This window comes from Polymorphospora rubra (genome assembly GCF_018324255.1).
GTDB lineage: Bacteria > Actinomycetota > Actinomycetes > Mycobacteriales > Micromonosporaceae > Polymorphospora > Polymorphospora rubra.
Genome location: NZ_AP023359.1, coordinates 4,843,012 through 4,867,010, shown reverse-complemented (window position 1 = coordinate 4,867,010; position 23,999 = coordinate 4,843,012). Strand labels below are relative to the sequence as shown.

Genomic DNA, 23,999 nt, shown 5'->3' with positions numbered 1-23,999 from the left:
GCACCGTCAGCTCACCGGCCCGCTGCGGCGTCATCGGGCCGCCCGTTTCCGGAGCCGACCGGATACCGGTGCTCGGCCCGGAACCCGAGCAGCCGGGTGGCCGCGCCGACGGCGATCGGTGTGGCCCGACCTGGCAGCGGCACCCGGCGTGGTACGCCCGGATGGAACCGGTCGAGCAGTTCCTCGGTGGGCTGCGGCGCCAGAGTGTCCGGCGCCGCCACGAAGAGGGTGTGGCAACCGGACAACGGCACGGTCAGCGCCGACCAGGCGACGGTGGCAGCATCTCGGGTGTCCAGGTAGGCCCACAGATGGGCGGCGCCGAAACCCGGGTCGTCGACGAACCGGGCCGCGATCCCCGGCAACACGTCGTCCGGGCCGCCGAGCAACGGAAACCGCAGCGCCACGACCGCCATCCCGTAGCGACGGGCCATCATCGCCGCAGTCGCTTCGTCGGCCTGCTTGGACAACGCGTACGGGTCCGCGACCTGCACCGGCACTGCCTCGTCGACCGGAAACCAGGCCGGATGCAGGGGCCGGGGCGCGAACGACAACCCGAGTACGGCGATGCTGCTGGCGATGACGGCCCGTCGCACACGAGCCTGGGCCGCCTCTTCGAGGGTCACGAACGTCGCCCGTACGTTGCCGGCGAACACCTCCTCGGGAGTACCCATCGTCGGCGCCGGGATCGCGGCGCAGTGCACCACCGCGTCGACACCGGCCAGCGCGGCCCGTACGGCGGCCGGATCCCCGGCACCGCCCACCACGACCCGGTCGGCCGGCAGGTCGCCCGGATCGTGCAGGTCGAGCGCGGTCACCGGGACACCCCGGCCGGCGAGCAGGTCGAGCGTCGCGCGCCCGAGCCGGCCGGCCGCACCCGTCACGAGAACCCGGCGGGGTCCATCGGTCAATCGGATCACCACCCGGTGCAAAGCTGGATCGGCTGCCTGTCCGGATCAGCGTGACACCCCGTACGCCCTCCCGTCACTCCCGTACCGCCCGGATCGCACTCTCGATGCGAGGACCACGGCGGGAACGGTCAGCCGGGTGACAGCGGAAGGTGGAGTGCCCTCAGGCCGTCGACCGGCTGGAAGCCGAGCCTGGTGTAGAGACTCAGCGCGGCGGCGTTGTCGGTCTCGGTCTGCAACGAGACCCGCAGTGCCCCGGCGGCACGGGCCTCGTCGACGACATGGCACAGCAGTTCCCGGGCGATCCCGGCCCGCCGGTGTGCCGGGTCGACGTAGAGGTCACGGACCATCCACGCGGTGCCCAGCAGCAGCGACGCCGGCAGGACGGTCCTGGTGAGGAACCCGTGGACCCGCCCGTCCCGTACGCCGGCCGTCACCCCGAGCCGGCCCGCGGTGATCTGTTCCGCGAGCCACCGGCGGGTGGCCGCCGGCGCGGCCGGCAGGCCGTAGTGCACCCGGTAGGCGTCGAAGAGGTCCGCCACCTGGTCGAAGGGCGGCTGTTCGGGGTGTACGGCCACGACTATCACCGGCCCGGCACTCCCGCACCCCAGCGTGACCATGCGTCGTCCACCACCGCTTCGACGGAATCCGCCGCGGCGCGCAGATCGCCCACCGTGAACGTCTCGTCGGCACCGCCGCGCCACCGCACCGCGCGCTCCTGCAACGCCTGCCAGGCCGGGAAGAGCCGGCCCAGGTACGCACCGGCGTCCGCCTTGGCGACGACGGTGCCGTGGGCGAGTGTGTGGTGCAGCCGGGCCGGACCGAGGACCAGCCAGGCCACCGGCTCGCCGGGCACCGGTTCGGCGCCGTCGTGGCCCACGGTCTCCTGCCGCACCCGGCCGGCCAGCGGTCGCCAGTAGTCGCGCAGGTTCTCCAGGTTGTAGCGGCGCAGGGCGGCGGGGGCCGCGACGAGTCCCAGGTCGGCGACGGCCGGACCGCGTACGGGGATGCCGTGCCGGCGCAGGACCGTCCACAGTACGGGGTTCAGTTCGCCGCACGGCCGATCGGTGCGGAACTCGCCGTTGACGACGAACGGGACCGGGCGCCCGTCGTCCGGCTGGGCGGCGAACGTCGTCGCGTCGAGATAGACGCCGTCGGTGTACGGCGGCCCGGGCAGTGCGGCGTGCACGCCCGCCAGCGCGGTCAGGTCGTCGGCGGTCGCCGGCCGGGACGTGACGATGACGAGGTCGACGTCGCTGTGGCCGGGCTGCCAGGCGCCGAGTGCGGCGGAGCCCACGATGTAGAGCATCTCGACGAAGCCCGGCAGTGCCGCGTCGACCGCGCGCAGATAGCGGTCGGTGTGCTCGAAGATCACCGGGTCACCGTACCGGGCACCGGCGGGTTGGCGACCGGCCCGGACCGTGGCCTCGCCGATCCGCCGGGCCGGCCGGGATTCGCTCACTGGTCGACGTCGGTACGGCCCTGCACCCGGTCGGCCGGGCCGGCGAGACGCTGGAGCGGCACCGAGGCCCCTGCCCCGGCCGACCGGACAGTGCCCCGGGACGCGCGGGCGGTGCAGGGGTAGCGCAGGTTTATGGTGCTAAGCCGCTTGTTTCACGATTCGAAACCGTCCCACCCACCCACCTGCCACGCGGAGACCGGGACTATTGGCCGCCACTATCGACCCACCTATATTTAATCGATGGAAATCTACATAAAGCTGACTGCGGGTGATGCCACCGAGGATGAGGTCCGAGCACTGCTTCAGTGGATCAGGGCGGGAGAAGACGACGGAATCGGCGCCCGTCTGGTGCACGGAAATATACCTGAGGATCACCTGGGCCCCCTGACCGACTCGATCGCCGTGGCGATCAGCAGCGGCGGCGCCGTCGCAGCCCTGGCCGCATCGGTACGCGAATGGCTTCGCCAGCGCAGCACCGACATCCGATTAACCATCGAGAAGCCCAACGGCGTGTCCTTCCATCTGGACGCAAAGCGCGTCGATTCACCGGAAGAGGTGCTCGAACGGTTCCGCCGCCTGTTCGAGGAGGACTAGCGTGCGCCTGCCAGACGCGAAGAGATCACGGCTGGTGGTGATCGGAGCCAGCTCCTTCCAGCCGGGCTCCGGGTTACCGGAACTACCACTGGTCGCCAACAACTGCCGTGCACTGACCGCAGCTCTCACAGATCCGGTCACCGGCGGATTCTCGGCGCAGCACTGTGAGACGATACTCGACCCGGAAACGTTGATCGAATGCGGAGCGGCCGTCCACCGGGCAGCAACCTCGGCCACCGATGTGCTGATGATCTACTATGCGGGACACGGCATCGTGGACGCCGAAGGTCGGCTGCATCTCTCGATCAGCACCACCCACCGGGAACTGTTGGGCTACTCCACGATCGACTACGACATACTCCGCAAGACGATCATGGCAAGCCAGGCCCGGACGAAGATCGTCCTGCTCGATTGCTGCTTCTCCGGCAGGGCAGTTCGAGCCATGGCCGGGGAAAGCCACGTGATGAATGCGGTCGCCGACGTTCGGGGGCGTACGTCCTGACGTCGACCACACCCAACGAAACCGCCAGAGCGATCGGCGCGAACAACTACACCGCCTTCACGGGCGATCTGCTGCACTTCCTCATCCACGGACTGCCCGGCGGCCCCGAACTGCTGGCCCTGCCGGCCCTGTACGACCGGCTCGTGGACGCCGCGAGAGCGGACGGACGACCGCGGCCACAGCAACTGCAGACGAACTCGGTGGACAGCCTGGCCCTGGTGCGGAACCGACACGATCTGGGATCGCTACCGGAAGCATGGCTGGCGCCGGACCCGGAAAACGATTCGCTTACCGGAAGGTCACCGTCGCGAGAACCGGTGCCATGGTGGGAAAGCGGCTTCAGGCTCGGCCCGCTGAAGACATCACTGATCGTACTCGAAGGCGATGGCCAGCATGCGATCAAAAAACAGAACGTGCACATAAGCGTGGAGCGCCGGGACGTCGAACTCCCGCCCGAGATAGCCGGCTGGCGAGCAGAGATCGAGGCCGAACAGAATGCCAACCGGGACGCCGGCCGCCTCTTCAGGTGGAATGGACCCAACTATGCCATAAGCAACTTCGTGATCAGCCGACTGGGGATCGAGGAAGAACCGGTCATCTACATCAACCTGCAGAACTCCGACTACTACACGTTCCTGGCGACCCAACAACTGGATCGCACCATGGCCGACGGCTCCACCCCACGCACGAAATATATCCACTCGTCGGACGTCTGGAATCTGCCACCGTTCATGTGCAGCAGCTTCGGACTGAATGTCGCGGTGGTGACCGCGGACGAGCAGCTGATATTCTCCCGACGGAGTTCCATCGTGGGCTCCTCGCCCGGACTCTGGAATTCCTCGGCGAACGAGGCACTCTCCCGCACCCTCGACGCCATGGGACGGAGCTCCCCCAACCTCCACGAGGTCGCCCGCCGAGGCGTCGCCGAGGAACTGTCCATCGAACCCCACGAACACAGAATCGAGTTACTTGCGTTTCACATCGATGCCGCGACGTGCCAATGGGGCGCTTCGTTCGTCGCTTTCCTGAGTCACCTCACGGCAGAGGAGCTGGTGGAGCGCATATCCAGGGGCGCTCCCGACAAATGGGAGCACGAGGAGCTGGATTTCACCCCGTTCGCCCCCGAATCCGTGATCAGCTACCTCCTCCGGGACGACCGGATCAACCAGTGGGCCGCCTCCGCACCGGGCCTCTTCTACATGTCACTCATCCGAAGGTTCGGCAAAATACGCGTCGAACGCGCGCTGACGAAGGTCCTGGCCGACCTCGGCGGTTAGCGTTGCCCACCGGTGAACGTGTTCGGGCGTCCCGGCCGGTCCGTCGTCGGTCGGCCGGCGTCATTCGGGGACGGGTGCACCGTGGCCCAGGCGGGCCGCGCGCAGCAGCAGGTAGTGCCGTTCGGGCAGGCTCGCCGTACGGCCGGCCGCGGCCCGGTACGCCTCGGCCGCCGCCGATCGGTCGCCGGCCATCTCCAGCAGGTGGGCCCGGGCCGCGAAGAGCCGGTGGTGTCCGGCCAGCCGGGAATCGTCGGCCAGTACGGCGAGCGCGTCGAGGCCGGCGGCCGGGCCGTTCACCATGGCGCCGGCGACGGCCCGGTTCAGGGCCACCACCGGACTGTCGGTGATCCGTTCCAACACCTCGTAGAGGGCGAGGATCTGCGGCCAGTCGGTGGCGTCGGCGGTCGGCGCCTCGTCGTGCAACGCGGCGATCGCGGCCTGCACCTGGTATTGGCCGACCGGGCCACGGGGCAGCGCGTGGGTGACCAGGGCGACGCCTTCGGCGATCGCCGCCGCGTCCCAGCGGCCGCGGTCCTGGTCGGCCAGGGAGATCAGCTCGCCGGCCGGTCCGGTCCGCGCCGGGCTGCGTGCCTCGGTGAGCAGCATCAGCGCGAGCAGGCCGGTGACCTCGCTGTCGTCGGGCAGCAGGGTGTGCAGGGCCCGGGTCAGCCGAATCGCCTCCGCCGACAGTTCGACCTGGCGCAGCTGCGGACCGGCGCTGCGGGTGTGTCCCTCGTTGAAGATCAGATAGAGGACGTGCAGGACGGCGCCGAGCCGGCGCCCCCGGTCCTCGGTGTCCGGCTGCCGGAACGGCACACCCGACGTCTTGATGCGCTGCTTGGCCCGGCTGATCCGCTGCGCCATCGTCGCCTCCGGGACCATGAACGCCCGGGCTATCTCGGCGGTGGTGAGGCCGCCGACCGCCCGCAAGGTCAACGCGATCGCCGACGCCGCCGACAGCGCCGGATGGCAGCACAGGAAGAGCAGCACCAGCGTGTCGTCCCGGTCGGTGGCGGGTCCGGCGTCGGCGGCGGGGGCGGCGAGCCGGTCGACCGGCTCCTGCCGGGCGACGAGGTCCTCGCGCCGGCGGCGCGCCTGCTCGCCCCGGATCTGCTCGACCAGCCGACGGTGGGCGACCTGGATCAGCCAGCCACGCGGGTTGTCCGGTACGCCGTCGGCCGGCCACTGGGCGAACGCGGCGAGCAGGGCCTCCTGTACGGCGTCCTCGGCGGCGGCGAAGTCGCCGAACCGACGGGTCAGCACGCCGAGGACCCGCGGCGCGAGTTCGCGCAGCAGGTCCTCGACGTGTCGGTCGATGTCGTGCAGGCGTCACACCTCCACGGGCGGCGCCGACATCACCGGGCGTACCTCGATCGGCATGTTGAGCGGCCGGCCGCCCGGGCCGGGCGCGGCCGAGATCTGTCCAGCGATCTCGATCGCCCGCTCGGGGCTGTCGCAGTCGATAATCCAGTAGCCGGCCAGGAACTCCTTCGTCTCCGGGAACGGCCCCTCGGTCACCACGGGCGCACCGTCGGTGCCGGCCCGCACGATCCTGACCTGGTCGACCCCGGCCAGGCCCTGTCCATCGACGAGCTCGCCGGCGGCGGCGAGTTTGGCGTTGGTGTCCCCCATGAACGCGATGTGCGCCTGGATCTCCTCGGGCCGCCAGGTGCCGATCTCCGGGAAGTCGGCGGTCGCCGCGCTGAACTGCATCAACAGCATGTACTTCACGTCCTGCTCCTCACACCCGGGCGCCGGTCGTCCGACGCTTTCACGGTCAGGTCGAGGCTGCGGGCGGGTTCTCGACATCCCCGGCGGAATTCTTCGAAGGTTTTTCCGGCGGCCGGACGTTCCGGATGACGAAACCGCTCCGCGGCCGGGTCGGGACGCGGCCCAGCGGGATGCGCAGGTCCTGGTCCGGCACCTCGTAGTCGAGGCCGGCCAGTCGTGGCACGAGGCGGCGCAGCAGCGTGACGGTCAGGTCCTCGCCGGGGCACCGGTGGCCGGTACGGGGGTCACCGCCGCCCTGCGGCACGAGTTCGAAGGCGCCGATCCGGCGGTCCACGAAACGGCCGGGGTCGAACCGGTAGGGGTCGGGCCACAGTTCCGGGTCGTGGTTCTGCCCGTAGAGGTCGAGCAGTACCAGTGTCCCGGCCGGGATCCGGCGCCCGGCGAAGGTCAGGTCCCGGACCGCCCGGCCGCCGACGAACGGCGCGAACGGGTAGAAGCGGCGCACCTCGTGGACGAAGGCGGTGGCGTACCCCGGGTCGTCGCGTACCGGGCCGCGGTGCTCCGGCCAGCGGTGCAGGGCGTGTGCGGCGAAGGTCAGGAACCAGGTCACGGCGACGGTCGGCCGCAGCAGGTTGAGCAACTCGACGGCGGCGGTGCACGGGTCGAGCGGCCGGTTGTTCGCGTCGCGGTGGTGCGCGACGACGTCGAGTGCCGAGCCGGCGGCCCCGGACAGCCGGACCGGACCGGAGGCGGCCGGGCCCGACGCGCCGCCGGCGTCGGCGCGGAACTCCTCGACCAGCCGGGCCAGCCGGTTCTCCTGGCGGGTACGGGCCCGCCGGGCCCGCCAGTGCCGGGGCGCGATCGTACCGAACCCGTCGACCATCAGCACCAGATCGGCGGCGACCGGCGCGACGTCGGTGTCGGCCAGAGGCACGCCCGCCCACTCCCAGACCCCGCGGGTGATCAGCCGGCTCGTCTCGTCGAAGAGGCTGACCGGCCGGTCGCCCCGCCAGGCCGGTACGGCGGCGTCCCACGCCTCGGTCACCCGGTCGGCCAGCGCGGCGACCCCGTCGGGGGTGAGCAGCGCCAGGAAGAGCGCCTTGCGGACCCGGTGCGCGGCACCGTCGAGGGTGTGCACGGCGCCGTGGCCGAGCAGTGTGCTCCGCACCGGGCCGGGGATCGCCCCGTGCCGGCGTACGTGGTCGTCGTCGTAGAAGAACCGGGCGGCCGCCGGCCCGACCAGCCCGACCGCGCGCCGCCCCAGCAGCCGCGTCCCGACCGGACCGCCGCCGGCGCGCCGGCGGCGGTTGGGCAGCCAGGCGTAGCCCTCGCGGGCCAGGGCCAGGGTGTCGTCGACACGCATACCCCGCACCATTCCCCACCGGCCGGCCGGCAAACCGGCCCGCCGACGACCCGGCCCCTGTCAGGGCCGGTCAGCCGGCCGGCGTATGACCGAAACCTGGCATCCACATAGGATCTCACGGCACGGCTCCTCCGGTTCCCGGCATGGGACCGCCGGCCGGACCGACATTCCCAATCAGGAGAAATCCCGCCCTCACCGACTTTGTCGGAAGACGCGGCGCGCCGTGTCCGGCGGGTTCGGGGTGCGATAGTGGCGGGTCGTGGGCGGTGGCCGTGGGAAGGGATGCCGGGCATGAGCTTCGTGGTCGAGACGCGTACCGTCGACGGGCGGCCGACCGCCGTCGGTTCGGCGGGGTCGTACACGCTCGTGGTGGACCGTCCGGTCGAGGCCGGCGGTGGCGGGCTCGGTTTCAACGGTGGGCAGCTGCTCTGCCTGGCGGTGGCCGGCTGCGTCTCCAACGATCTGTTCCGCGAGGCGGACGCCATGGGCATCACGCTGCACCGGGTCGCCGTGCGGGTGTCCGGCGGGTTCGCCGGTGACCCGGCGGTGTCGACGCCGATCTCCTACGGTGTCGAACTCAGCGGCGACGCGCCCCAGGAACGGCTACGCGACCTCGTCGCGCACGTCGACCGGATCGCCGAGATCCCGAACTCGCTGCGGGCCGGCACCGAGGTGAGCCTCGACGCGATGAACCTGACCTCGACGGCCTGATCCCGGCGCCGGCTCAGTCCTGTCCCCAGACCAGGCAGAACGGATGACCGACCGGGTCGGCGTAGACGCGGAACCCGCAGGCGCGGCTGCCTCCGCCGCGCAGCAGGGTCGCCCCCAGGCGGAGCACGGCCTTCTCGGCCGTCCGGATGTCGTCGACCTCGATGTCGAGGTGGCACTGCTGGGGGTACGCCGGATCGGGCCACCGCGGCGGTTGGAAGTCCGGCACGCTCTGGAGGCAGAGCCGGGGATGGCCGTCCGGGCCCTTCAGTGTCACCCAGTAGCCGTCGCTGTCCGCCCACTCCAGGCCGGTCAGCTCCACATAGAACTCCGCGAGTTCCTCCGCGTCCGGGCAGTCCAGGACCACCGAGTGCAGCCGACCGATCATCCGGCACCCCTCCCTTCGCCGGCGCCCCCGTGCGCCGTCACGAGCCGCGTCAGCGAAGGTACCCCCCGAAGGCCGTGAAGTGGTCGACGGCGCGCACGGTCGGCCCATCCTCGGTCGCCACCTCGAGCAGCACCACGCCCCGGTCGTCGCCGTCGCCCGGCCGGCCGCAGGCGATGACCACGCCGCCGTCGTCGGCCTTGACGATCCGGCCCGGAGTGCCGCCATGTGCCCGGGTCGGCAGGGTGGCTGCCTTGACCCGGAGCCGGACCCCGTCGTGGGTGGTCCACGCGTTGACGAACGGATCGGACTGGCCGCGTACCAGGTTGTAGACGACGGTGGCGCTGTCCCGCCAGTCGATACGGGTGTCGTCGATCCCGATCCGGTGGTAGAAGGAGGCGCCCTCCGCCGGCTGCGGTTCACCCCGGTGGCCCTGCCCGACGAGGTCCAGCGCCCGCAGGGTGACCGGCACGTACTCCTCCAGCAGCCGGTCGAGGACGTAGCCGGCGGTGTCGTGCGGTCCGATCTTGACCACGGAGCGGGTGATGACCGGACCGGTGTCCAACTCGTCGGCCATGTAGTGCACGCTGAGCCCGGTCTCCTCCTCGCCGTTGCGGATCACCCAGTTGACCGCGCCGAAGCCCGCGTACGCCGGAAGCAGGGCGTCGTGGGTGTTGATCGCCCCGCGGGCGGGGATGCGCAGCACCTCCGGCGGCACGCGGGTCCGCCAGTTCGTCGAGACGATCACCTCCGGTGCCAGGTCACGCAACAACCGGTGCAGTTCGGGTTCGCGGGCGGTCGCCGAATAGCGCACCGGCAGGCCCAGTTCGGCGGCGGCCCGCTCAACGTCGGGTTCGCCGAGTCCGCTGAACTCGGCCCGGTGGGTCAGCACCAGCGACACCTCGTGCCGGGGCGCGATCCCGCGCAGCACGGTCGCGCCGAGCTGGCCGTACCCGAAGAAGACGATCCTCATCGGTCCACCGCCCCGGCCCGCCGGCCGGCCCGGAACCGCACCGTGCTGACCCGCAGCCAGCCCGACGAGTCGCGCTGGTCGAAGACGTCGTCGGCCTCGAAGGTGGCGAACGCGACGTCGTACCGGCTGTGCGGCGAGCGGCGGCCGACGACCTGCACGCCGCCGTGGTGGACCCGCAGCACCGCGTCGCCGGTCACGTCCTGCTGGCTGAAGTCGATCGCGGCCTGGAGCATCAGCCGCTCCGGGGCGAACCACAGGCCGCGGTAGACCAGCGCGGCGTACCTCGGCATCAGCTCCTCCTTGAGCTGGGCCACCTCGGGATCGAGCACCAGCGACTGGACGGCCCGGTGGGCGTGCCAGAGCAACGCGCCGGACGGGGCCTCGTAGATGTTGCGGGTCTTCATGCCGAAGATCCGGTTCTCCACGATGTCCAGCCGGCCGATGCCGTGCCGGCGTCCGATGGCGTCGAGGGTCTCCAGGACCCCGGTGGCGGACAGCGGGGTGCCGTTGACGCCGACCGGGTTGCCGGACTGGAAGTGGATCTCGACCGTCTCGGGTTCGGCCGGGGTGTCGGCGACGTCGTTGACCCGGAACAGCAGGCCGGCCGGGGCGGGCAGCGCCGGGTCCTCGAGCACCTCCCCCTCGTACGAGGTGTGCAGCAGGTTGCTGTCGATCGAGTACGGCCGCTCGCCGCTGCTGAGGTCCAGTTCGATGCCGTTGCGTCCGGCGAAGGCGAGCAGGTCGGTGCGCGAGGCGAACTCCCACTCGCGCCAGGGGCTGATGACGGTGATGTCCGGGCGCAGCGCGGCGAAGGTCATCTCGAACCGGATCTGGTCGTTGCCCTTGCCGGTGGCCCCGTGCGCGACCGCGTCGGCGCCGACCTCCTCGGCGATCCGCAGCTGCGCGGCCGCGATCAGCGGCCGGCCGATGGAGGAGCCCATCAGGTACTGCCCCTCGTACAGGGCGTCGGCGCGGTACATGGGGAACGCGTAGTCGCGGGCGAACTCCTCGCGCAGGTCGACGACGCGTACCTCGTCGGCGCCGAGCTTCTCCGCCTTGCGGGCGGCCACGTCGAGTTCCTCGCCCTGACCGAGGTCGGCGATGAAGGCGGTGAGCCGGCAGCGGTAGCGCTCCTTGAGCCAGACCAGGGCCACCGACGTGTCGAGGCCGCCGGAGAAGGCCAGCACGATGTGACGGGGGGCGACGTTGTTTCGGTTCGACATGTCGATCACACCTCTCCGGCGGGCGCGGTGGCCCACAACTGATCCATGGTCTCGTGCGAGAAGTCCCCACTCAGGTCCGAAGTGGACGCGTATCCCATGTTCACGATCTTGCGGCGGCCGCCCTGGACCGGAAAGACCCGGTGCAGGGTGGTGTTGGTCCGCATCAGGTAGAGATCGCCGGGGAACAGCTCCATCGAGTAGATGGGGTGCTCGACGAAGACCCGGTTGATCGCCGGCTTCCGCTTGTCCCAACTCGTCCCCGGCACGCACTGGACGAACCCGCCGTTCTCCACCGGCGGGCACTCGACCACCCAGACCAGCGCGAAGGTGAAGTCGTCCCAGTGCCAGCCGTGGGTGTCGCCGTCCTTCTCCAGGCAGGTGATGACGAACTGCTCGGGCTCGTACGGGCACCGGTGCACGGGTTCGCCGGCGACCTCGGTGAGCAGCCGGAGCAGGGGCTCGGCGGCGTAGACCGCCCGGATCACGGTGCCGAGTTCGGCGATCTCCGACCGGGTGACGTTGCGCATCTTTCGGGGCGTGTAGTCGGTCTCGGCGAAGCGCAGGTCCCGGCGGGTGCCGGCCTCCTGGATCAGGCTCTCCACCTCGGCGGCGAGCGCGGCCTTGACGCTGTCCGGGGCGGCGAAGGACACCTTCGCGTGCCCGTAGTGCGCCAGGTCCTTGCCGGCCGCCGCGACGGCACCCGGCGGAACGTGTCGTCGTACATGCTCCCGGAGGTCCTGTTCCAGGACCTTCACATCGACCACGGGGTCCTCCTTGATCAGACTTGCGTCTCCACGACGCGGACGAAATCGGTGATCGCCTCGGCGATCTCGACGGCGACCGGGGCGCCCAGGACCGCGTGGTGGTCGGCCGTGACCCGCAGCGACCGGGTCGGGCCGAGTCGTTCGGCCCACTGCGTCAGCTGCGCGTCCAGCAGCTCGGCGGCGACGACCAGCGCCGGGGTGTCGACCGGTCCGGTGTGGACGTAGGACGCGACGGCCCGGCTGTGCCGTTCGTAGCCACGCCACCGCTGCGCCAGCAGCCGGGCGGGCACCGGGTGCCCGACACCGGCCAGGCAGGCGGCCAGCGCGCCGCTGGCCAGGTCACCGTCGAAGCCGGCGTCGGGTCGGTCCCCGGTCGTGGCCGCCCGCGGCCCCCGCCGCACTCCCGACGACCGCTGGACGCTCTCGACGAACTCGGCGAAGCGGTGCCGGGCCGCGTCGCCGGGCTGCGGATATCCGGTCGGCGGCGCCGAGTCCAGCAGCACCAGGAGCGGCCGCCGGCCGGTCCGGTCGGCCGCCATCTGGTAGGCGATCTGACCCCCCATCGACCAGCCGCCGAGGACGTCCGGTGCCAGGCCGGCGGCGGCGAGGTCGGCCTGGAACGCCCGGGCCATCGCCGGCACGTCGGCGAACTCGGTCCCGGTCGAGGCGGTGACCAGCCAGTCGCCGGGCAGGGCGGCCACGAGGTCCTGGTAGTCCCGGGGGCTGCCGCCCGCGCCGGGTAGCAGGTGCAGGTGCGGTCCGGTGCCGTCGCGTAGCCGGACCAGCGTCGACGGTTCGGCCGCCGGCTCCGCCGGGTCGTCGGTGAGCTGGTCGACCAGGCGCCGCGGCGTCGGCTCGCCCAACCAGCGCACGATGTCGACCGCCGGACCGCCGGCGGGCTGGACCGCCCCGACGAACTGCAGCGCCCGCAGCGAGTTGCCGCCGACCGCGAAGAAGTTCACGTCCGGTCCGGCGGGCGGGCCGCCCAGCAGCTCGGTCCAGGCCGCGACGACCTGTCGCCAGACCGCCGTCTGCGGCAGCGGCGCGGCGTGCGCCGCGGCGCCGGCCGGCACGCCGCGCCCCGTCCGGGCCCGCGAGCCGACCGCCAGCGAGCCGACCGCACGGGCGGGTTCCGCGCCACCGTCGGCGAGCACCGCGTCGAGGTCGTGCAGGAACCGCAGTACGGTGTCCGGCCGGTACCGGCTGGTGTTGAACTCGATCTCGGCCAGGTATTCGCCGTCGGTCTCCCAGGTCGACATCGCCAGGTCCGCCCGGGCCGCCCGGTTCGGGCTGGGCAGCAGCCGGACCGGTACGTCGCCGAGCCGCAGGTCGTTGCCGATCGGGCCGAGATAGCTCAGCAGCAGCGGTGCCGTGTCGCCCAGCGCGGTCTGGGTGTCCGACGGCAGTGCCTCGAACACGACCGGGTACGGCACCGCCTGGTGGGTGAGCATCGCCCACATCCCGTCCCGGGCCCGGCCCACGACGTCGAGGACGGTGTCGGTGTCCCGGACGCCGGCCCGCACGGTGCACAGGTTGGCGGTGTAGCCGACGAGCGCCTGGTCGCGGGCTGTCATCCGGTTCGCTACCACCACGCCGAGGGTCACGTCGGACCCCGCCCCGCCCCGGGCGAGCACGATCTGCGCGGCGGCCAGGACGATCGCGAACGGGGTGCCGAAGGTGACCTTCGCCAGCGCCGCGATCCCGGTGGCCGCGTCGGCGCTGAACCCGTACCTCACGATGGCGCCGGGCGCGCCGCTGGCCAGTTCGCCGGGCAGGTCCGGTTCGAGGGTCGCGGCGGTCGCGTCGGCGAGGGTGTTCCGCCAGTACCGCAGGCTCTGCGCCCACCGGTCGTCGGCGCGGGCGGCGGCATGCTCGCGGGCGTACGTCGAGAACGGGACCGGATCGGCGGGCCAGGACACCGGGCGGCCGGCACCGGCCGCCGCGTACGCCTGCGACAGTTCCCCCATCAGCAGCTGGATCGCCCAGCCGTCGAGGACGACGTGGTGCACGGTGAGCACGAGTTCGTGGACCGCGCCGACCCGCACGTGGGTGAGCCGGGCCAGCGGTGCCGAGTCCAGCGCGAACTCCCGCTCCTGGAGTTCCTCGGCGAGCAGGCGGAGCAGGGTGGCGGGGTCGGCGGAGCCGGGGTCGTCGATCTCGATCCGGGCGACGTCGACCGGCAGGCGCGCGGCGACGTCGAGTTCGACCCGCCCGTCCCGCCGGTGTATCGACGTACGCAGCGTCTCGTGCCGGTCGACCAGCGACTGCCAGGCGTCGCGCAGCGCCGCCCGGTCGAGCGGCCGGTCGGTGGCCAGCCGCCAGGTGAGGTTGTAGACCGACCGGTTCCGCGCCCGCTGGTGCACCCACCAGAGGGCCTCCTGCATCGCGGTCGCCGGTACCGGGCCGGCCACCTCGCCCCGGTCAGCCATGGGTGGCGAGGAACTCGTCGGCCAGCCGCTTGCGGTCGACCTTGTCCACCTCGGTGAGCGGGATCTCGGCCCGGTGGTGGAAGCCGCGCGGCCGCATGTAGGGCGGCAGGTGCCCGACGAGGCCGGTGAGGTCGTCGTCGGAGAGTGGGGCTCCGGTGTAGACCGCGTGCAGGTCGACCTCGCCGTCGACACCGGCCACCGTGATCACCACGGCCTCCACCACCTGCGGGTGGATCCGCAGGGCCGCCTCGATCTCACCGAGTTCGACCCGGTTTCCGCGCACCTTGACCTGGTGGTCGATCCGGCCCTGGTGCACGAGTTCGCCGGACTCGCGCCGGACCCGGTCGCCGGTGCGGTACCAGTGCCGCGCGGTGAGCGGTTCGGTGCCGTCGTAGACCCGGGCCCGGGCGCCGTCGAACGTGACGAACCGGCCGGCGTTCTCCGCCGGATCGAGGTAGCCGGGGAACCGCTGGTCGCCCCGGATGCACAACTCGCCGTCGTCGGACGGGCGGAGATCGTCGTCGAGCAGCACGTACTCCAGGTGCGGGTAGATGTCGCCGATCGGCACCGAGCGGTTCACCGCCGCGACCCGCTGCGCCGGGTCGGCGGGCACCTCGTACGCGGTGACGATGACCGTGGTCTCGGTCGGCCCGTAGCAGTTGATGACCGCGGTGTTCGGGGCGGCCGCCGTCCAGTCGTCGACCTGCTGGACGGTGAGCGGTTCGCCGCCGAAGGAACTCAGCCGCAGGGTCGGCATGCTGCCGGGGGCGAGCGCCCGCAGCCGTTTGGCGAAGGAGATGAGCGACGGTACGGAGAGCCAGTGGGTCAGCCGCTTGCCGTTGATGAACCGCACCGGGGTCAGCACGTCGCCGCGCTGTGCCACGCAGAGGGTGGCGCCGCTGCCCCAGGCGCCGAACATCGCCAGGATCGAACCGTCGAAGCACATCTCGAAGGTCTGGGACACCCGCGACTCGGGCCGGAACCGGTACCTTCTGATCACCTCGGTCAGGAACGAGCCCACGTTGGCGTGGGTCGCCGGCACGCCCTTGGGCCGGCCGGTGGTGCCGCTGGTGAAGATGATGTAGGCGAAGTCGTCGGGGCCGCGCTCCACCTGCGGCGGAACCGTCGCCCCCGGGTCGGGGGTGAGGAAGCGGCGCCAGCCGTCGCCGGTGAGGTCCAGGACGGCCACGGCGGCCTGCCGCCGGTATTCGGCCAGCCCGTCGCCGGAGGTGTCGTCGACGACGGTCAGGTCCAGGCCCGCCTCGTCGCTGATGGCCAGGTTGCGCGCGGCGGGGTTGGCCGGATTCAGCGGCACCACCGTCGCGCCGAGCCGCAGCGCCGCCAGGTAGGTGAGATAGCCGACGAGACTGCGCGAGCTGAGCAGCCCGACCCGTCGCGGCGGACGGCCCAGGTGCCGCACCAGGTCGGCCGAGAGCCGCTCCGTCGCGGCCCGGAGTTCGGCATAGGTCAACGCGTCCGCGGCGACCTCGATCGCCACGTTGTCCGGGTGGCGCCGGGCCGACGTGAGGAACCAGTCGTAGAGGGTACGGGTCTCCATCGCACTTCCTTCGGGACGTTGCCGGGGATTACGGCCCACGGGGGTCGGTGCAGCGGTCGCCTGGTCGCGTTCCAGGCGTCGGAGGTGGTCGAAGGTGGCCCGCACCAGTGCGGGCCGGGGACGGCCGCGGCGGGCCGAGTCGACCGCGAACCGCAGCGCCCGGGGCAGGTCCGCCCAGGCCGCGGCGGCGGCGTCGGCGGCGTACCACCGGTGCCGGAAGACGTGGTGCATCGCCGCGGCCCACAGGTCGTCGAGGTGCCGGCCGGCGGCGGCCGGATCGTCGGTGACGCGGTCGCGGAGGAACTCCAGGGCGTCGTCGCCGGACAGCCACGTGCCGGGCAGCCGGGGTGCCGGGGCGGGGTCGGCGGTCCGCCGCAGCCAGCACGGATCGGCGCCGTCGGGCGGCGGGGTCCAGTGGCCGAAGACGAGGGCGCCCCGCCGGCACTGCTCGGGGCTCCAGCCCGGCTGGCGCAGCGCCGACAGCAGCGCGCCGGTGCCGAGCCGGCCCGCGTACGGCCGCTGTTCACCGGTGGCCAGCAGGCCGCCGAAGGCGTCCACGACATGCCACTCGTCGCCGTACCGGCCGTCGACCAGCAGCCAGTGCGGCGCGTGGTGGGTGGACCCGGCCGACGGCGACCAGGGCAGCGCGGCGCTGTCGGCGACGACCACCACCCGGCCGTACCGGCGCAGTTCGGCGTCGATCCCGTCGGCCGCGTCGGACGCGGGTGCGCTGGCGTACGTCAGCCGGGTGCCGTCCGGCAGCCGGTCGAGCGGCTGCGCGTGGTGGGAGAACGCCAACTGCCCGTCGGGCAGGTCGACGCGGACCGCGAGCCGTACCGACGTGGCGAACCAGGGCGGCGTGTCGGCGAACTCGGCGGCCCGGTAGCCGGCGAGATTGCTCGTGTAGCAGCTGAGCCCCGCGAACCGGGGGTCTGGTCCGGTCGTCATGTGGCCCCGCTTCCGCCGTCGGTGTAGGCGACGCTGACCGGCACGTCGACCCGGTCCCGCAGGCTCACCCAGCACAGCTCCCGCCAGCGGCCGCGGTGCCGCCCGTACGGGACCGGGATGGTCCACGGCTCGCCGGCGAGGCCGGCCCCGGTCGCCTTGACACACGCCTCCTGCACGGTCCACAACCAGGCGAACTCCAGGTCCCGGGCCGGCTGCGGCAACCGGTCCAGCGCGGCGCGGACGTCCGGTCGGCAGCACCTGCGCAGCAGCGCCGGCGGCGCGGGCACCGGCACCTGGACGTCGATGCCCACCGGGACGCCCAGTCCGACCGCCGCGGCCACGAAGCCGTCGTCGTGCGACAGGCTGACGAACAGGTCCGGTCGCCGCGGCAGGTGCGGCTGCCCGCCGGGGTGGGCGCCGATCGCCACTGTCCCGGCCCGCTCCCCCAGTTCCGCCACCAGCAGCGTCCGCAGCAGGGTCCGCACGGCCAGCCACTCCGCCCGCCGGTCGGGGGGCAGGTCGGCCGATGCCGCCAGGTCTACGGTGGACGGTGCCAGGTCGACGAGCCGGGTCTGGTGGGCGACGGCGACCTCGACCCCCGGGGTCACGTCGAGCCGCAGCACCGGCGGCCCGTGCCACGGTGCCCCGGCCGGCTGCCGGCGGGGCGCCGGCCGGTCCTGAACGGTCATCGCGCCGGCTCCCCGAGCAGATCGGGTACGTGGTCGGCGATGCCGGCGAGCATCGCGCCGGTCGCCCCGCCGGCGGTGGCGAACATCCCGGCCTCGGCCCGCAACTGCGCCAGCCCGCCGGCGGCGAAGGCGTCCGCGCCGACCAGCCGCGCGCACTCGGTGAGCACCGCGTCGAGGCTGTCCGCCACCGACACCTTGAGCAGCATCCCGGTCGTCATGGGCCGGTCGCTGGCCCGGTAGGCGGCGCAGGCGGCGTCGATCCGCCAGGCCTCGACCAGGCAGCGGGCGTACCGTTCCCGGATCGCCGGGTTGTCCCAGGCGGTCGCGTCACCGAGCGGACGGGTGGTCAGCCGCCGGTGGGTGTCGGCGAGTACCCGCCGGCACATGGCGGCGGCCCAGAGTCCGCCCGCGAGGCGCTCGGTGGCGGCGTGCCGGGCGAACGTGACCAGCCCCCGGCCCGGCCGGCCGACAAGGTGGCCGCGGTCCAGGCGTACGCCGTCCAGATGCAGGTCACCGAGGCCGGCACCGGCCAGCAGCGGCCCGCCGGCGGCGACCGCCCGCACCCCGGGCGCGTCGGTCGGCACCAGCACCCACAGGAAGCTGGTGAAGTGCCGCTGCGGCCGGTACCGGGCCAGGACCAGCGCGTGACCGGCGGTGCAGGCGTTGGTGATCCACCGCTTGGCGCCGTCGAGCACCACCGAGTCGTCGTCCAGGCGGGCGGTGGTGGCCATGCCCATCAGGTCCGATCCGGCGCCGACCCCGTCGGTGGCGGCGAACGCCAGCGTCGAGTTCCCCCGCACCACGTCCTCGTACGCCTTGGCGGCCGGCCCGTCCGGGTCGGTGCCGACGTGTTCGCGCAGCACCGGTACGGCGGCCGCGACCTGTACGCACACCGACAGCACCACCCCGGCCGGGCAGTGCGCGTCGAGGGCGGCGAGCAGCCCGCCGAGGTCCTCGGCGCCGGTCAACAGGCCGTGCTCGCCGAGGGCCCGCCAGACCGCCCGGGCGTCCCGGGTCGACGACGCGGCCCGCAGGGCGGCGGCCGTGCGTGCGGCGGTCTCAGGCAAGGCGCACCTGCCGGTCCCGCAACGCGAGTGCCCCGTTGACCAGCAGCAGCCGGTCGTTGCCGTAGTTCAGCGAGGCCGACCGGAGGTCCCGGAAGACCCGCTCGACCCACAGCGGCGACCCCCGCAGGTAGCCGTGCCGCAGCCCGACGAGTTCCATCAGCTCGTCGACGGCGGCGAAGCACTGCTCCGACGCGTGCACCTTCAGCGAGTTGACCAGCAACTGGATCGACGGTTCGGTCACCGGCGCGGCCCCGGAGACGGCGCCGACGGTGTGCCACAGCAGGGCGTTGACCAGGTCGAGCCGGGCCCGGATCCGGGCGACCCGGGTCAGCAGCAGCTCCGAGGAGGGGTCGAAGCCGGCGCGGCCGTCGCCCCGGATGTGGCCGAGGACCCGGGAGAGCGCACCGGTGGCGGCCCCGAGCCAGGCGGCGGCCCAGCCGATGTGGGCGAACGGGCCGAAGGTGGTCGAGACGATCTCCCGGAACTGGCCCGGACTGCCGATCACCTGGTCGGCCGGAACCCGGCCGACCAGACGCATCGGTACGCTCTCGGTCGCCCGCATCCCCAGCGGCTGCCAGCCGCCACGCGTCTCGACGGTCAGCTGGTCGCGCCAGGCGAAGACCAGGGAGACCTGGCTCGGCGAGTCGGCGTCCGGCGCCAGCGTGGTGATCAGGAACGCGTCGGCGTGCCCGCCGCCGGTGACGATCGGGGCGTCGCGGTCGATCCGCAGCGTCCCGGCGGCCCGCTCCACCGCCGACTCCGAGCTGAGCAGGTGGCCGCCCTTGCCGCGTTCGGTCGTCACCGAGGCGAGGTAGCGGTCCCCCTTGCCGAGCACGGGCAGCAGCCGCCCCGCGAGGTCGTCGTCGGCGTGCCGGACCACGGCGACCACCTGCTGGCAGTGCATCGCGAAGATCAGGCCCACCGACATGTCGACCCGGGCCAGCCGCAGCGTCGCGTCGACGATCTCGGCCAGTCCCCCGCCGCCACCGCCGTACGCGGCCGGCACCGCCAGGCCGAGCAGGCCGGTCCGGCGCATGGCGTCCAGCGCCTCGACCGGGAAGCTCGCGGTCTCGTCGGCGTGCGCCGCGTGGCGGGCCGTCACGTCCAGCACGTCGGCGAGCGCGGCCCCGTACCCGGCGTCGTCCGGCACGCCGGCGGTCATCTCGGCCCCCGCAGTGCCTCGATCGTCGCCCAGAGGCTGCCGGCGGTCGCGAACGTCGCGTCGGTCAGCAGTTCGTCCGGCATGGACACCCCGTACGTGTCCTCGATGGCGAACAGCAGCTCGATCGCGCGCATCGAGTCGAGGCCCAGGTCGTTGAGGGACGCCTCCGGGTTGATGGGTTGCGTTCCGGCGTACTTGAGGAAGGGCTTGAGCAGGCCCGGAAATCCATTGTCCACAGCAGATCAGCCCCTGTTCGTACCGGTGACGACGTTTCGGGTCAGCGCCAGACGGGTCATGCCGGTGACCCGGCCGCCGGCGATGGTGACCTCCACCGGTGCCGGGTGCCCGAGGAACGCGACCAGGCTGGCGTAGAGGCCGTAGGCGCCCACGTTGGGCACGGCGACGAGTTGGCCGGGTCGCGGCGGCGGCAGCGTCGCGGCCCGGGCCCAGGTGTCCAGCGGCGTGCAGAGCGGGCCGGTGACCATCGTCGCCGGGACCGGTTCGCCGGTCGCGCCGTCGACCGCGACGAGGTCCGGCACGATCGGCGGCAGCCGGCGCAGCCCGGACATGCCGCCGAGGTGGTTAATCCCGGACTCGAGGATCACGACCGTCGCGTCCTGCGACCGCTTGACGTCGAGGACCCGGGTGACCAGGGTCCCGCAGGTGCCGACCAGGTAGCGGCCGGACTCGAAGGCGACCGCCGGCCCGCGGTCGGGCCAGCCGGGGAAGGCGTCGGTCAGCAACGCGGTCAGCCGGTCCGCGAGGCCGGTGAGGTCGGGCCGGCCGCCGGCCCGCGCGAACGGCACCCCGAACCCGCCGCCGAGGTCGAGCACCTCCGGCTCGACACCGGTCGCCCCGGCCAGCTCCACCGCGGTCGCCACCGACTGCGCGAACTGGGCGTACAGCGCGTCCTCGGCGGCGATGTTGCTGCCCATGTAGAGGTGGAAGCCGACCGGGCGCACGTACGCACGCGCCGCGAACAGCTCCGGCTCCTTGCGCACCCACCGGACGTCGGCGCCGAACTGCGACGCCACCCCGGTCATCGTCAGCCCCTGGCCGGGGGCCGGGCTGTCGTCGTTGACCCGCACCAGCGCCCGTACCGGCGTCGCGTACCGGCGGGCGATCCGGTCCAGCTGGTCCAGCCCGTACGGCGAGTCGACGGAGAAGAACCCGACCCCGGCCTCGATCGCCTCCGCGACGTCGACGTCGCGCTTGCCCGGCCCGGTGTAGAGCATCCCGGCCGGATCGGCGCCGGCCTCCAGGGCGGCCCGCAGCTCGCCGGGCGAACACACCTCGGCGCGGCAGCCCGCGCCGACCAGCGCGCCGACCACCGCCGGATGCGGGTTGGCCTTCAGCGAATAGAACAGTTCGCCGCCGGCGGGCAGCGCGGCCCGCAGGGCGGCGTGCGACCGGTCGAGTTCGTCGAGGTCGTAGACGTACGCCGGGGTCGGCGGCGGATCCGCCGCCGAGAACAGTGCCGCGAGGTCAGGCATGGGCCGCCGCCGACCACTGCCGGTGCAGGTCGGCCCGGTCGACCTTGCCGTTGCGGGTGAGCGGGAGTTCCGGGACCACCAGACACGTCCGGGGCGTCTTGAGCTCGTCGAGTTCGGCGCGCAGCGCGGCCAGCACCTCCTGCGGGCTGAGCCGGGTGACCACGAACAGGGTCGCCGAGTCGTCGGCGGACCCGGGCCCGGGTGGCAGGACGGCGGCCGCCTCCACCTGCGGGATCCGGTGGGCCGCCGCCTCGACCTCGGTGACACTGACCCGGGTGCCGCGCTCCTTGTAGATGTCGTCGCGCCGGCCGACGAAGTAGAGGTAGCCGTCGGCGTCCAGCCGCCCGTAGTCGCCGGTCCGCAACACCGGGAACAGGCCGTCGGTGCGCGGAAACCGCTGTGCGGTGAGTTCGGGCCGCCGCCAGTAGCCGGCCATCACGTGCGGGCCCCGGATGACGATCTCGCCGGTCGTCCCGGGCGGCACGGACCTGCCGTCGGCGTCCACGATCAGGATCTCGGTGCCCGGCAGGGCGCGCCCGGCGGCTCCGGGGCGGCGCAGGTCCTCGTCGACCGGCATGATCGCCGCACGTTTGCACTCGGTCAGCCCGAACATGAGCTGGACCCGCAGCGACGGGATCCGGGCGCGCAGGTCGCGCAGCACCTCCGGCGGCATGGCCGCGCCGGTGTTGGTGAGCAGCCGCAGCGCCGGCACGGCCGTGTCCGGGCGCGACAGCAGCCGGGCCAGTCCCCGGGCGAGCGAGGGCACCGCGGGCAGTACGGTCGCGCGGTGCGCCACCAGCTGCCGGGCCAGCCCGGGACCGGCGTCGGCCGGCGAACCGAGTTGCAGCCGGGCGCCGGCCAGGGTGCTGAGGAAGATCTGGTACATGCCGTAGTCGAAGGAGAGCGGCAGCGCGCAGTAGACGACGTCGGTCGGCCGGTAGCCGAGTTCGTGCCCGATGGCCCCGGCCGCGAAGACCACCTGGGCGTGGGTCGACACCACCGCCTTCGGCATGCCGGTGCTGCCCGAGGTGTAGATGAGGCAGACCGGGTCGACGGCCAGCGGCGGTGGTCCCGGTTCGCCGTGCGGGCCGCCGTCACCGGTCCCGGCCAGTTCGGCCAGGCCGACACACCGTACGGCCAGCCCGGCCGCGACCGGGGCCGCGTCGGCGCGGTCGGAGACGAGCAGCACCGGTTCCGCGTCGGTCAGGACGTGCGCGAGGGCGACCGCCGGCGCCTGCTCGCTGACGAGGCTGAACACCGCGCCGACCCGCGAGCAGGCGTACAGCAGGGCGGGAACGAGCACGCCGGCGGGAACCTGTACGACGACCCGGTCACCGCGCCGTACACCGTGACCGGCGAGCCGGTATGCCAGCCGGCGACTGGCGGCGGACAGTTCGGCGTAGGTCAACGAGTCGGGGCCCCGGCCGACCGCGATCCGGTCCGGCCGGTCGGCGGCGGCCCGGTCGAGCAGATCGTGCAGCAGCGTCACCATCGCGGCACCCCCTCGGGCACCGGCCGGGCCCGGCCGAACACCCCGCAGAGCGAGTCGAGGTCGCGCAGCGCCGTCACGGTCAGGTCGTCCGGATCGAGTTGCACCCCGAGCCGCTCCTCGGCCCGTTCGATCACGTCGACCAGCCGGAACGAGTTGTAGCGGGGCAGTTCCCGCAGGGGGCGCCCGGCCACCGCCTCCGGTTCGAGCCCGAGCACGGCACCGAACTCGGCGGCCAGCACCGCACGGATCCGCGCCGGGTCCACGGCGGCGGGTCCGACGACCCCGTCGGCGGACGGCGGCGGCGCGGCCGCACCGGCCACGAGCCGCCCGGCTAGTACGACGTCGGTGTGCAGCAGCTCGGCGTACCGGTCGAGTACGGCGGCGGGGAACGCGCCACCGCGGGCGGCCCGCCGCATCGCCACGTAGCTCTGCCCCGCCAGCGCCAGCCAGGAGTCCGCGTGGGCGGCCAGCTCACCGGTCCGGTCACCCGGCGGGTCGGTGGCCGCGGCATCCGGCGGGTGGGTGGCCGTCGCGGCGAGCCAGGCGGCGTGCAGTGCCCGGGACCGGCCCAGCAGCCATACGTCGAGCACGATCTGGGCGGCGACGGCGGGTTCCCCGGCGCGGGCCCGGATCCGGTCCAGGTAGTCGTCGACGGCGGTTTGCGCGGCGGCGAGGTCGGCGGCGTTCTCACGCAGGACCGCCGCCCGGTCCACTTCCGGGGCGGCCGCGACGGTCAGGGTCATCGCGGTGGCCGCCGGCACCGCGGCGTCGAGGTCGGCGGCCGGCAGCCGCCACACCCCCGGCCGGGCGTCCCCCCACCGGGTCGAGTTGTGGTAGCCGTCCGCGACCACACACTGTGGACCGGCGTCGGCCAGCAGGAAGCTGTGTTCCATGTGTTCGTGCCCGGCGTACGGCAACCACGGCATCGTGAACGCGTCGCCGACGACGTACAGCGGGCCGTGGTCGCGGGCCAGCTCCCGCAGGTCCGCACCGGACACCCCGGTCCAGCGCCGGTCGACGCGCAGCCCGAGCAGGCCGGCCGCCTCGTCGAGCCGCCGCTCGACCGACGCGGTCAGGACCGGCAGGCCGAGCGGGCCGGCGGTCGTGACGAACCGCAGTGGCGCGCCGAGCGCGAGGTGCGCGCCGGGGCCGGCGGCCCGGTCGGCGACGGCGGCCAGGTTGACCTGGAGGCAGTCGAGCAGGTCGGCGCGCAGGCCGTCGAGCACCGGCGTCCACTCCCGGCTGCGGGTGGGCATCGGGGCCGTACCGGTCAT

Annotated in this window: 23 protein-coding genes; 4 read left to right on the top strand and 19 right to left on the bottom strand. The window is 73.1% G+C overall.

Annotated elements, in window-relative coordinates; all coding sequences use genetic code 11:
* Positions 1 to 11 precede the first annotated feature (11 nt).
* From Prubr_RS21975 to Prubr_RS21965, 3 genes are all read right to left on the bottom strand, one after another.
* Complete coding sequence (locus tag Prubr_RS21975) at positions 12 to 908, bottom strand: NAD-dependent epimerase/dehydratase family protein (protein ID WP_212816792.1); 897 nt, start codon at positions 906 to 908, stop codon at positions 12 to 14.
* 128 nt (positions 909 to 1,036) lie between these two features.
* The gene (locus Prubr_RS21970; protein ID WP_212816791.1) at positions 1,037 to 1,483 is read right to left on the bottom strand and encodes a GNAT family N-acetyltransferase; all 447 of its coding nucleotides are present in this window, start codon (positions 1,481 to 1,483) and stop codon (positions 1,037 to 1,039) included.
* 5 nt (positions 1,484 to 1,488) lie between these two features.
* Positions 1,489 to 2,367 carry a nucleotidyltransferase domain-containing protein gene (locus Prubr_RS21965; protein WP_212816790.1) on the bottom strand — a complete coding sequence of 293 codons (879 nt, stop codon included), beginning with the start codon at positions 2,365 to 2,367 and terminating at the stop codon, positions 1,489 to 1,491.
* Positions 2,368 to 2,607: 240 nt separating this feature from the next.
* Here Prubr_RS21965 and Prubr_RS21960 point away from each other — a divergent pair, with 240 nt between their 5' ends.
* From Prubr_RS21960 to Prubr_RS21950, 3 genes are read left to right on the top strand one after another with little or no spacing between them, the layout of a single operon-like run.
* Entirely contained in the window at positions 2,608 to 2,961 is a 354-nt protein-coding gene (locus Prubr_RS21960; RefSeq protein WP_212816789.1) for an effector-associated constant component EACC1, read from the top strand.
* Between the two features lies 1 nt (position 2,962).
* Positions 2,963 to 3,463, top strand: coding sequence for a caspase, EACC1-associated type (locus Prubr_RS21955; RefSeq protein ID WP_212816788.1), 501 nt, complete (start codon positions 2,963 to 2,965; stop codon positions 3,461 to 3,463).
* Positions 3,373 to 4,740, top strand: a complete 1,368-nt coding sequence (locus Prubr_RS21950; protein ID WP_212816787.1) for a hypothetical protein — start codon at positions 3,373 to 3,375, stop codon at positions 4,738 to 4,740. The genes Prubr_RS21955 and Prubr_RS21950 overlap by 91 nt, the downstream gene beginning before the upstream one ends.
* A gap of 60 nt (positions 4,741 to 4,800) precedes the next feature.
* Here the strand turns inward: Prubr_RS21950 and Prubr_RS21945 are convergent, their stop codons facing one another.
* Genes Prubr_RS21945 through Prubr_RS21935 form a run of 3 tightly spaced genes read right to left on the bottom strand, consistent with a single transcriptional unit; the run spans position 4,801 to position 7,834 of the window.
* Complete coding sequence (locus tag Prubr_RS21945) at positions 4,801 to 6,057, bottom strand: RNA polymerase sigma factor (RefSeq protein ID WP_343221698.1); 1,257 nt, start codon at positions 6,055 to 6,057, stop codon at positions 4,801 to 4,803.
* A 12-nt stretch (positions 6,058 to 6,069) separates the two neighbouring features.
* Positions 6,070 to 6,462, bottom strand: coding sequence for a YciI family protein (locus tag Prubr_RS21940; protein WP_246569009.1), 393 nt, complete (start codon positions 6,460 to 6,462; stop codon positions 6,070 to 6,072).
* Between the two features lie 55 nt (positions 6,463 to 6,517).
* Entirely contained in the window at positions 6,518 to 7,834 is a 1,317-nt protein-coding gene (locus Prubr_RS21935) for a cytochrome P450 (protein ID WP_246567473.1), read from the bottom strand.
* Between the two features lie 291 nt (positions 7,835 to 8,125).
* Here Prubr_RS21935 and Prubr_RS21930 point away from each other — a divergent pair, with 291 nt between their 5' ends.
* Positions 8,126 to 8,545: an OsmC family protein gene (locus Prubr_RS21930; protein ID WP_246567471.1), complete on the top strand. Its 420-nt coding sequence runs from the start codon at positions 8,126 to 8,128 to the stop codon at positions 8,543 to 8,545.
* A gap of 13 nt (positions 8,546 to 8,558) precedes the next feature.
* Here Prubr_RS21930 and Prubr_RS21925 read toward each other — a convergent pair whose 3' ends face one another.
* The 13 genes from Prubr_RS21925 to Prubr_RS21860 are packed head-to-tail and all read right to left on the bottom strand — an operon-like array spanning position 8,559 to position 23,999.
* On the bottom strand, positions 8,559 to 8,930 hold the full coding sequence (locus Prubr_RS21925; RefSeq protein WP_212816783.1) for a VOC family protein: 372 nt from the start codon (positions 8,928 to 8,930) through the stop codon (positions 8,559 to 8,561).
* Between the two features lie 49 nt (positions 8,931 to 8,979).
* Positions 8,980 to 9,900, bottom strand: coding sequence for a methionyl-tRNA formyltransferase (locus tag Prubr_RS21920; protein WP_212816782.1), 921 nt, complete (start codon positions 9,898 to 9,900; stop codon positions 8,980 to 8,982).
* Complete coding sequence (locus Prubr_RS21915; RefSeq protein ID WP_212816781.1) at positions 9,897 to 11,123, bottom strand: argininosuccinate synthase; 1,227 nt, start codon at positions 11,121 to 11,123, stop codon at positions 9,897 to 9,899. Before Prubr_RS21915 ends, Prubr_RS21920 begins: the two co-directional genes overlap by 4 nt.
* A gap of 5 nt (positions 11,124 to 11,128) precedes the next feature.
* A complete protein-coding gene (locus tag Prubr_RS21910) occupies positions 11,129 to 11,887 on the bottom strand; it encodes a HalD/BesD family halogenase (protein WP_212816780.1) in 759 nt (252 codons plus the stop codon).
* A gap of 14 nt (positions 11,888 to 11,901) precedes the next feature.
* A complete protein-coding gene (locus Prubr_RS21905) occupies positions 11,902 to 14,316 on the bottom strand; it encodes a condensation domain-containing protein (protein WP_212816779.1) in 2,415 nt (804 codons plus the stop codon).
* Entirely contained in the window at positions 14,309 to 16,822 is a 2,514-nt protein-coding gene (locus Prubr_RS36970; protein ID WP_246567469.1) for an amino acid adenylation domain-containing protein, read from the bottom strand. Before Prubr_RS36970 ends, Prubr_RS21905 begins: the two co-directional genes overlap by 8 nt.
* The gene (locus Prubr_RS21890; protein ID WP_212816778.1) at positions 16,819 to 17,511 is read right to left on the bottom strand and encodes a 4'-phosphopantetheinyl transferase family protein; all 693 of its coding nucleotides are present in this window, start codon (positions 17,509 to 17,511) and stop codon (positions 16,819 to 16,821) included. The genes Prubr_RS36970 and Prubr_RS21890 overlap by 4 nt, the downstream gene beginning before the upstream one ends.
* The gene (locus Prubr_RS21885) at positions 17,508 to 18,578 is read right to left on the bottom strand and encodes an acyl-CoA dehydrogenase family protein (protein WP_212816777.1); all 1,071 of its coding nucleotides are present in this window, start codon (positions 18,576 to 18,578) and stop codon (positions 17,508 to 17,510) included. The genes Prubr_RS21890 and Prubr_RS21885 overlap by 4 nt, the downstream gene beginning before the upstream one ends.
* Entirely contained in the window at positions 18,571 to 19,740 is a 1,170-nt protein-coding gene (locus tag Prubr_RS21880) for an acyl-CoA dehydrogenase family protein (protein WP_212816776.1), read from the bottom strand. The genes Prubr_RS21885 and Prubr_RS21880 overlap by 8 nt, the downstream gene beginning before the upstream one ends.
* Positions 19,737 to 19,976, bottom strand: coding sequence for an acyl carrier protein (locus Prubr_RS21875; RefSeq protein ID WP_212816775.1), 240 nt, complete (start codon positions 19,974 to 19,976; stop codon positions 19,737 to 19,739). The genes Prubr_RS21880 and Prubr_RS21875 overlap by 4 nt, the downstream gene beginning before the upstream one ends.
* Positions 19,977 to 19,982: 6 nt before the next feature.
* Positions 19,983 to 21,233 (bottom strand): type III PLP-dependent enzyme domain-containing protein, encoded by a 1,251-nt coding sequence (locus Prubr_RS21870; RefSeq protein WP_212816774.1) that lies wholly within the window; start codon positions 21,231 to 21,233, stop codon positions 19,983 to 19,985.
* Complete coding sequence (locus tag Prubr_RS21865; RefSeq protein WP_212816773.1) at positions 21,226 to 22,725, bottom strand: class I adenylate-forming enzyme family protein; 1,500 nt, start codon at positions 22,723 to 22,725, stop codon at positions 21,226 to 21,228. The genes Prubr_RS21870 and Prubr_RS21865 overlap by 8 nt, the downstream gene beginning before the upstream one ends.
* The gene (locus Prubr_RS21860; RefSeq protein ID WP_246567468.1) at positions 22,719 to 23,999 is read right to left on the bottom strand and encodes an acyl carrier protein; all 1,281 of its coding nucleotides are present in this window, start codon (positions 23,997 to 23,999) and stop codon (positions 22,719 to 22,721) included. Before Prubr_RS21860 ends, Prubr_RS21865 begins: the two co-directional genes overlap by 7 nt.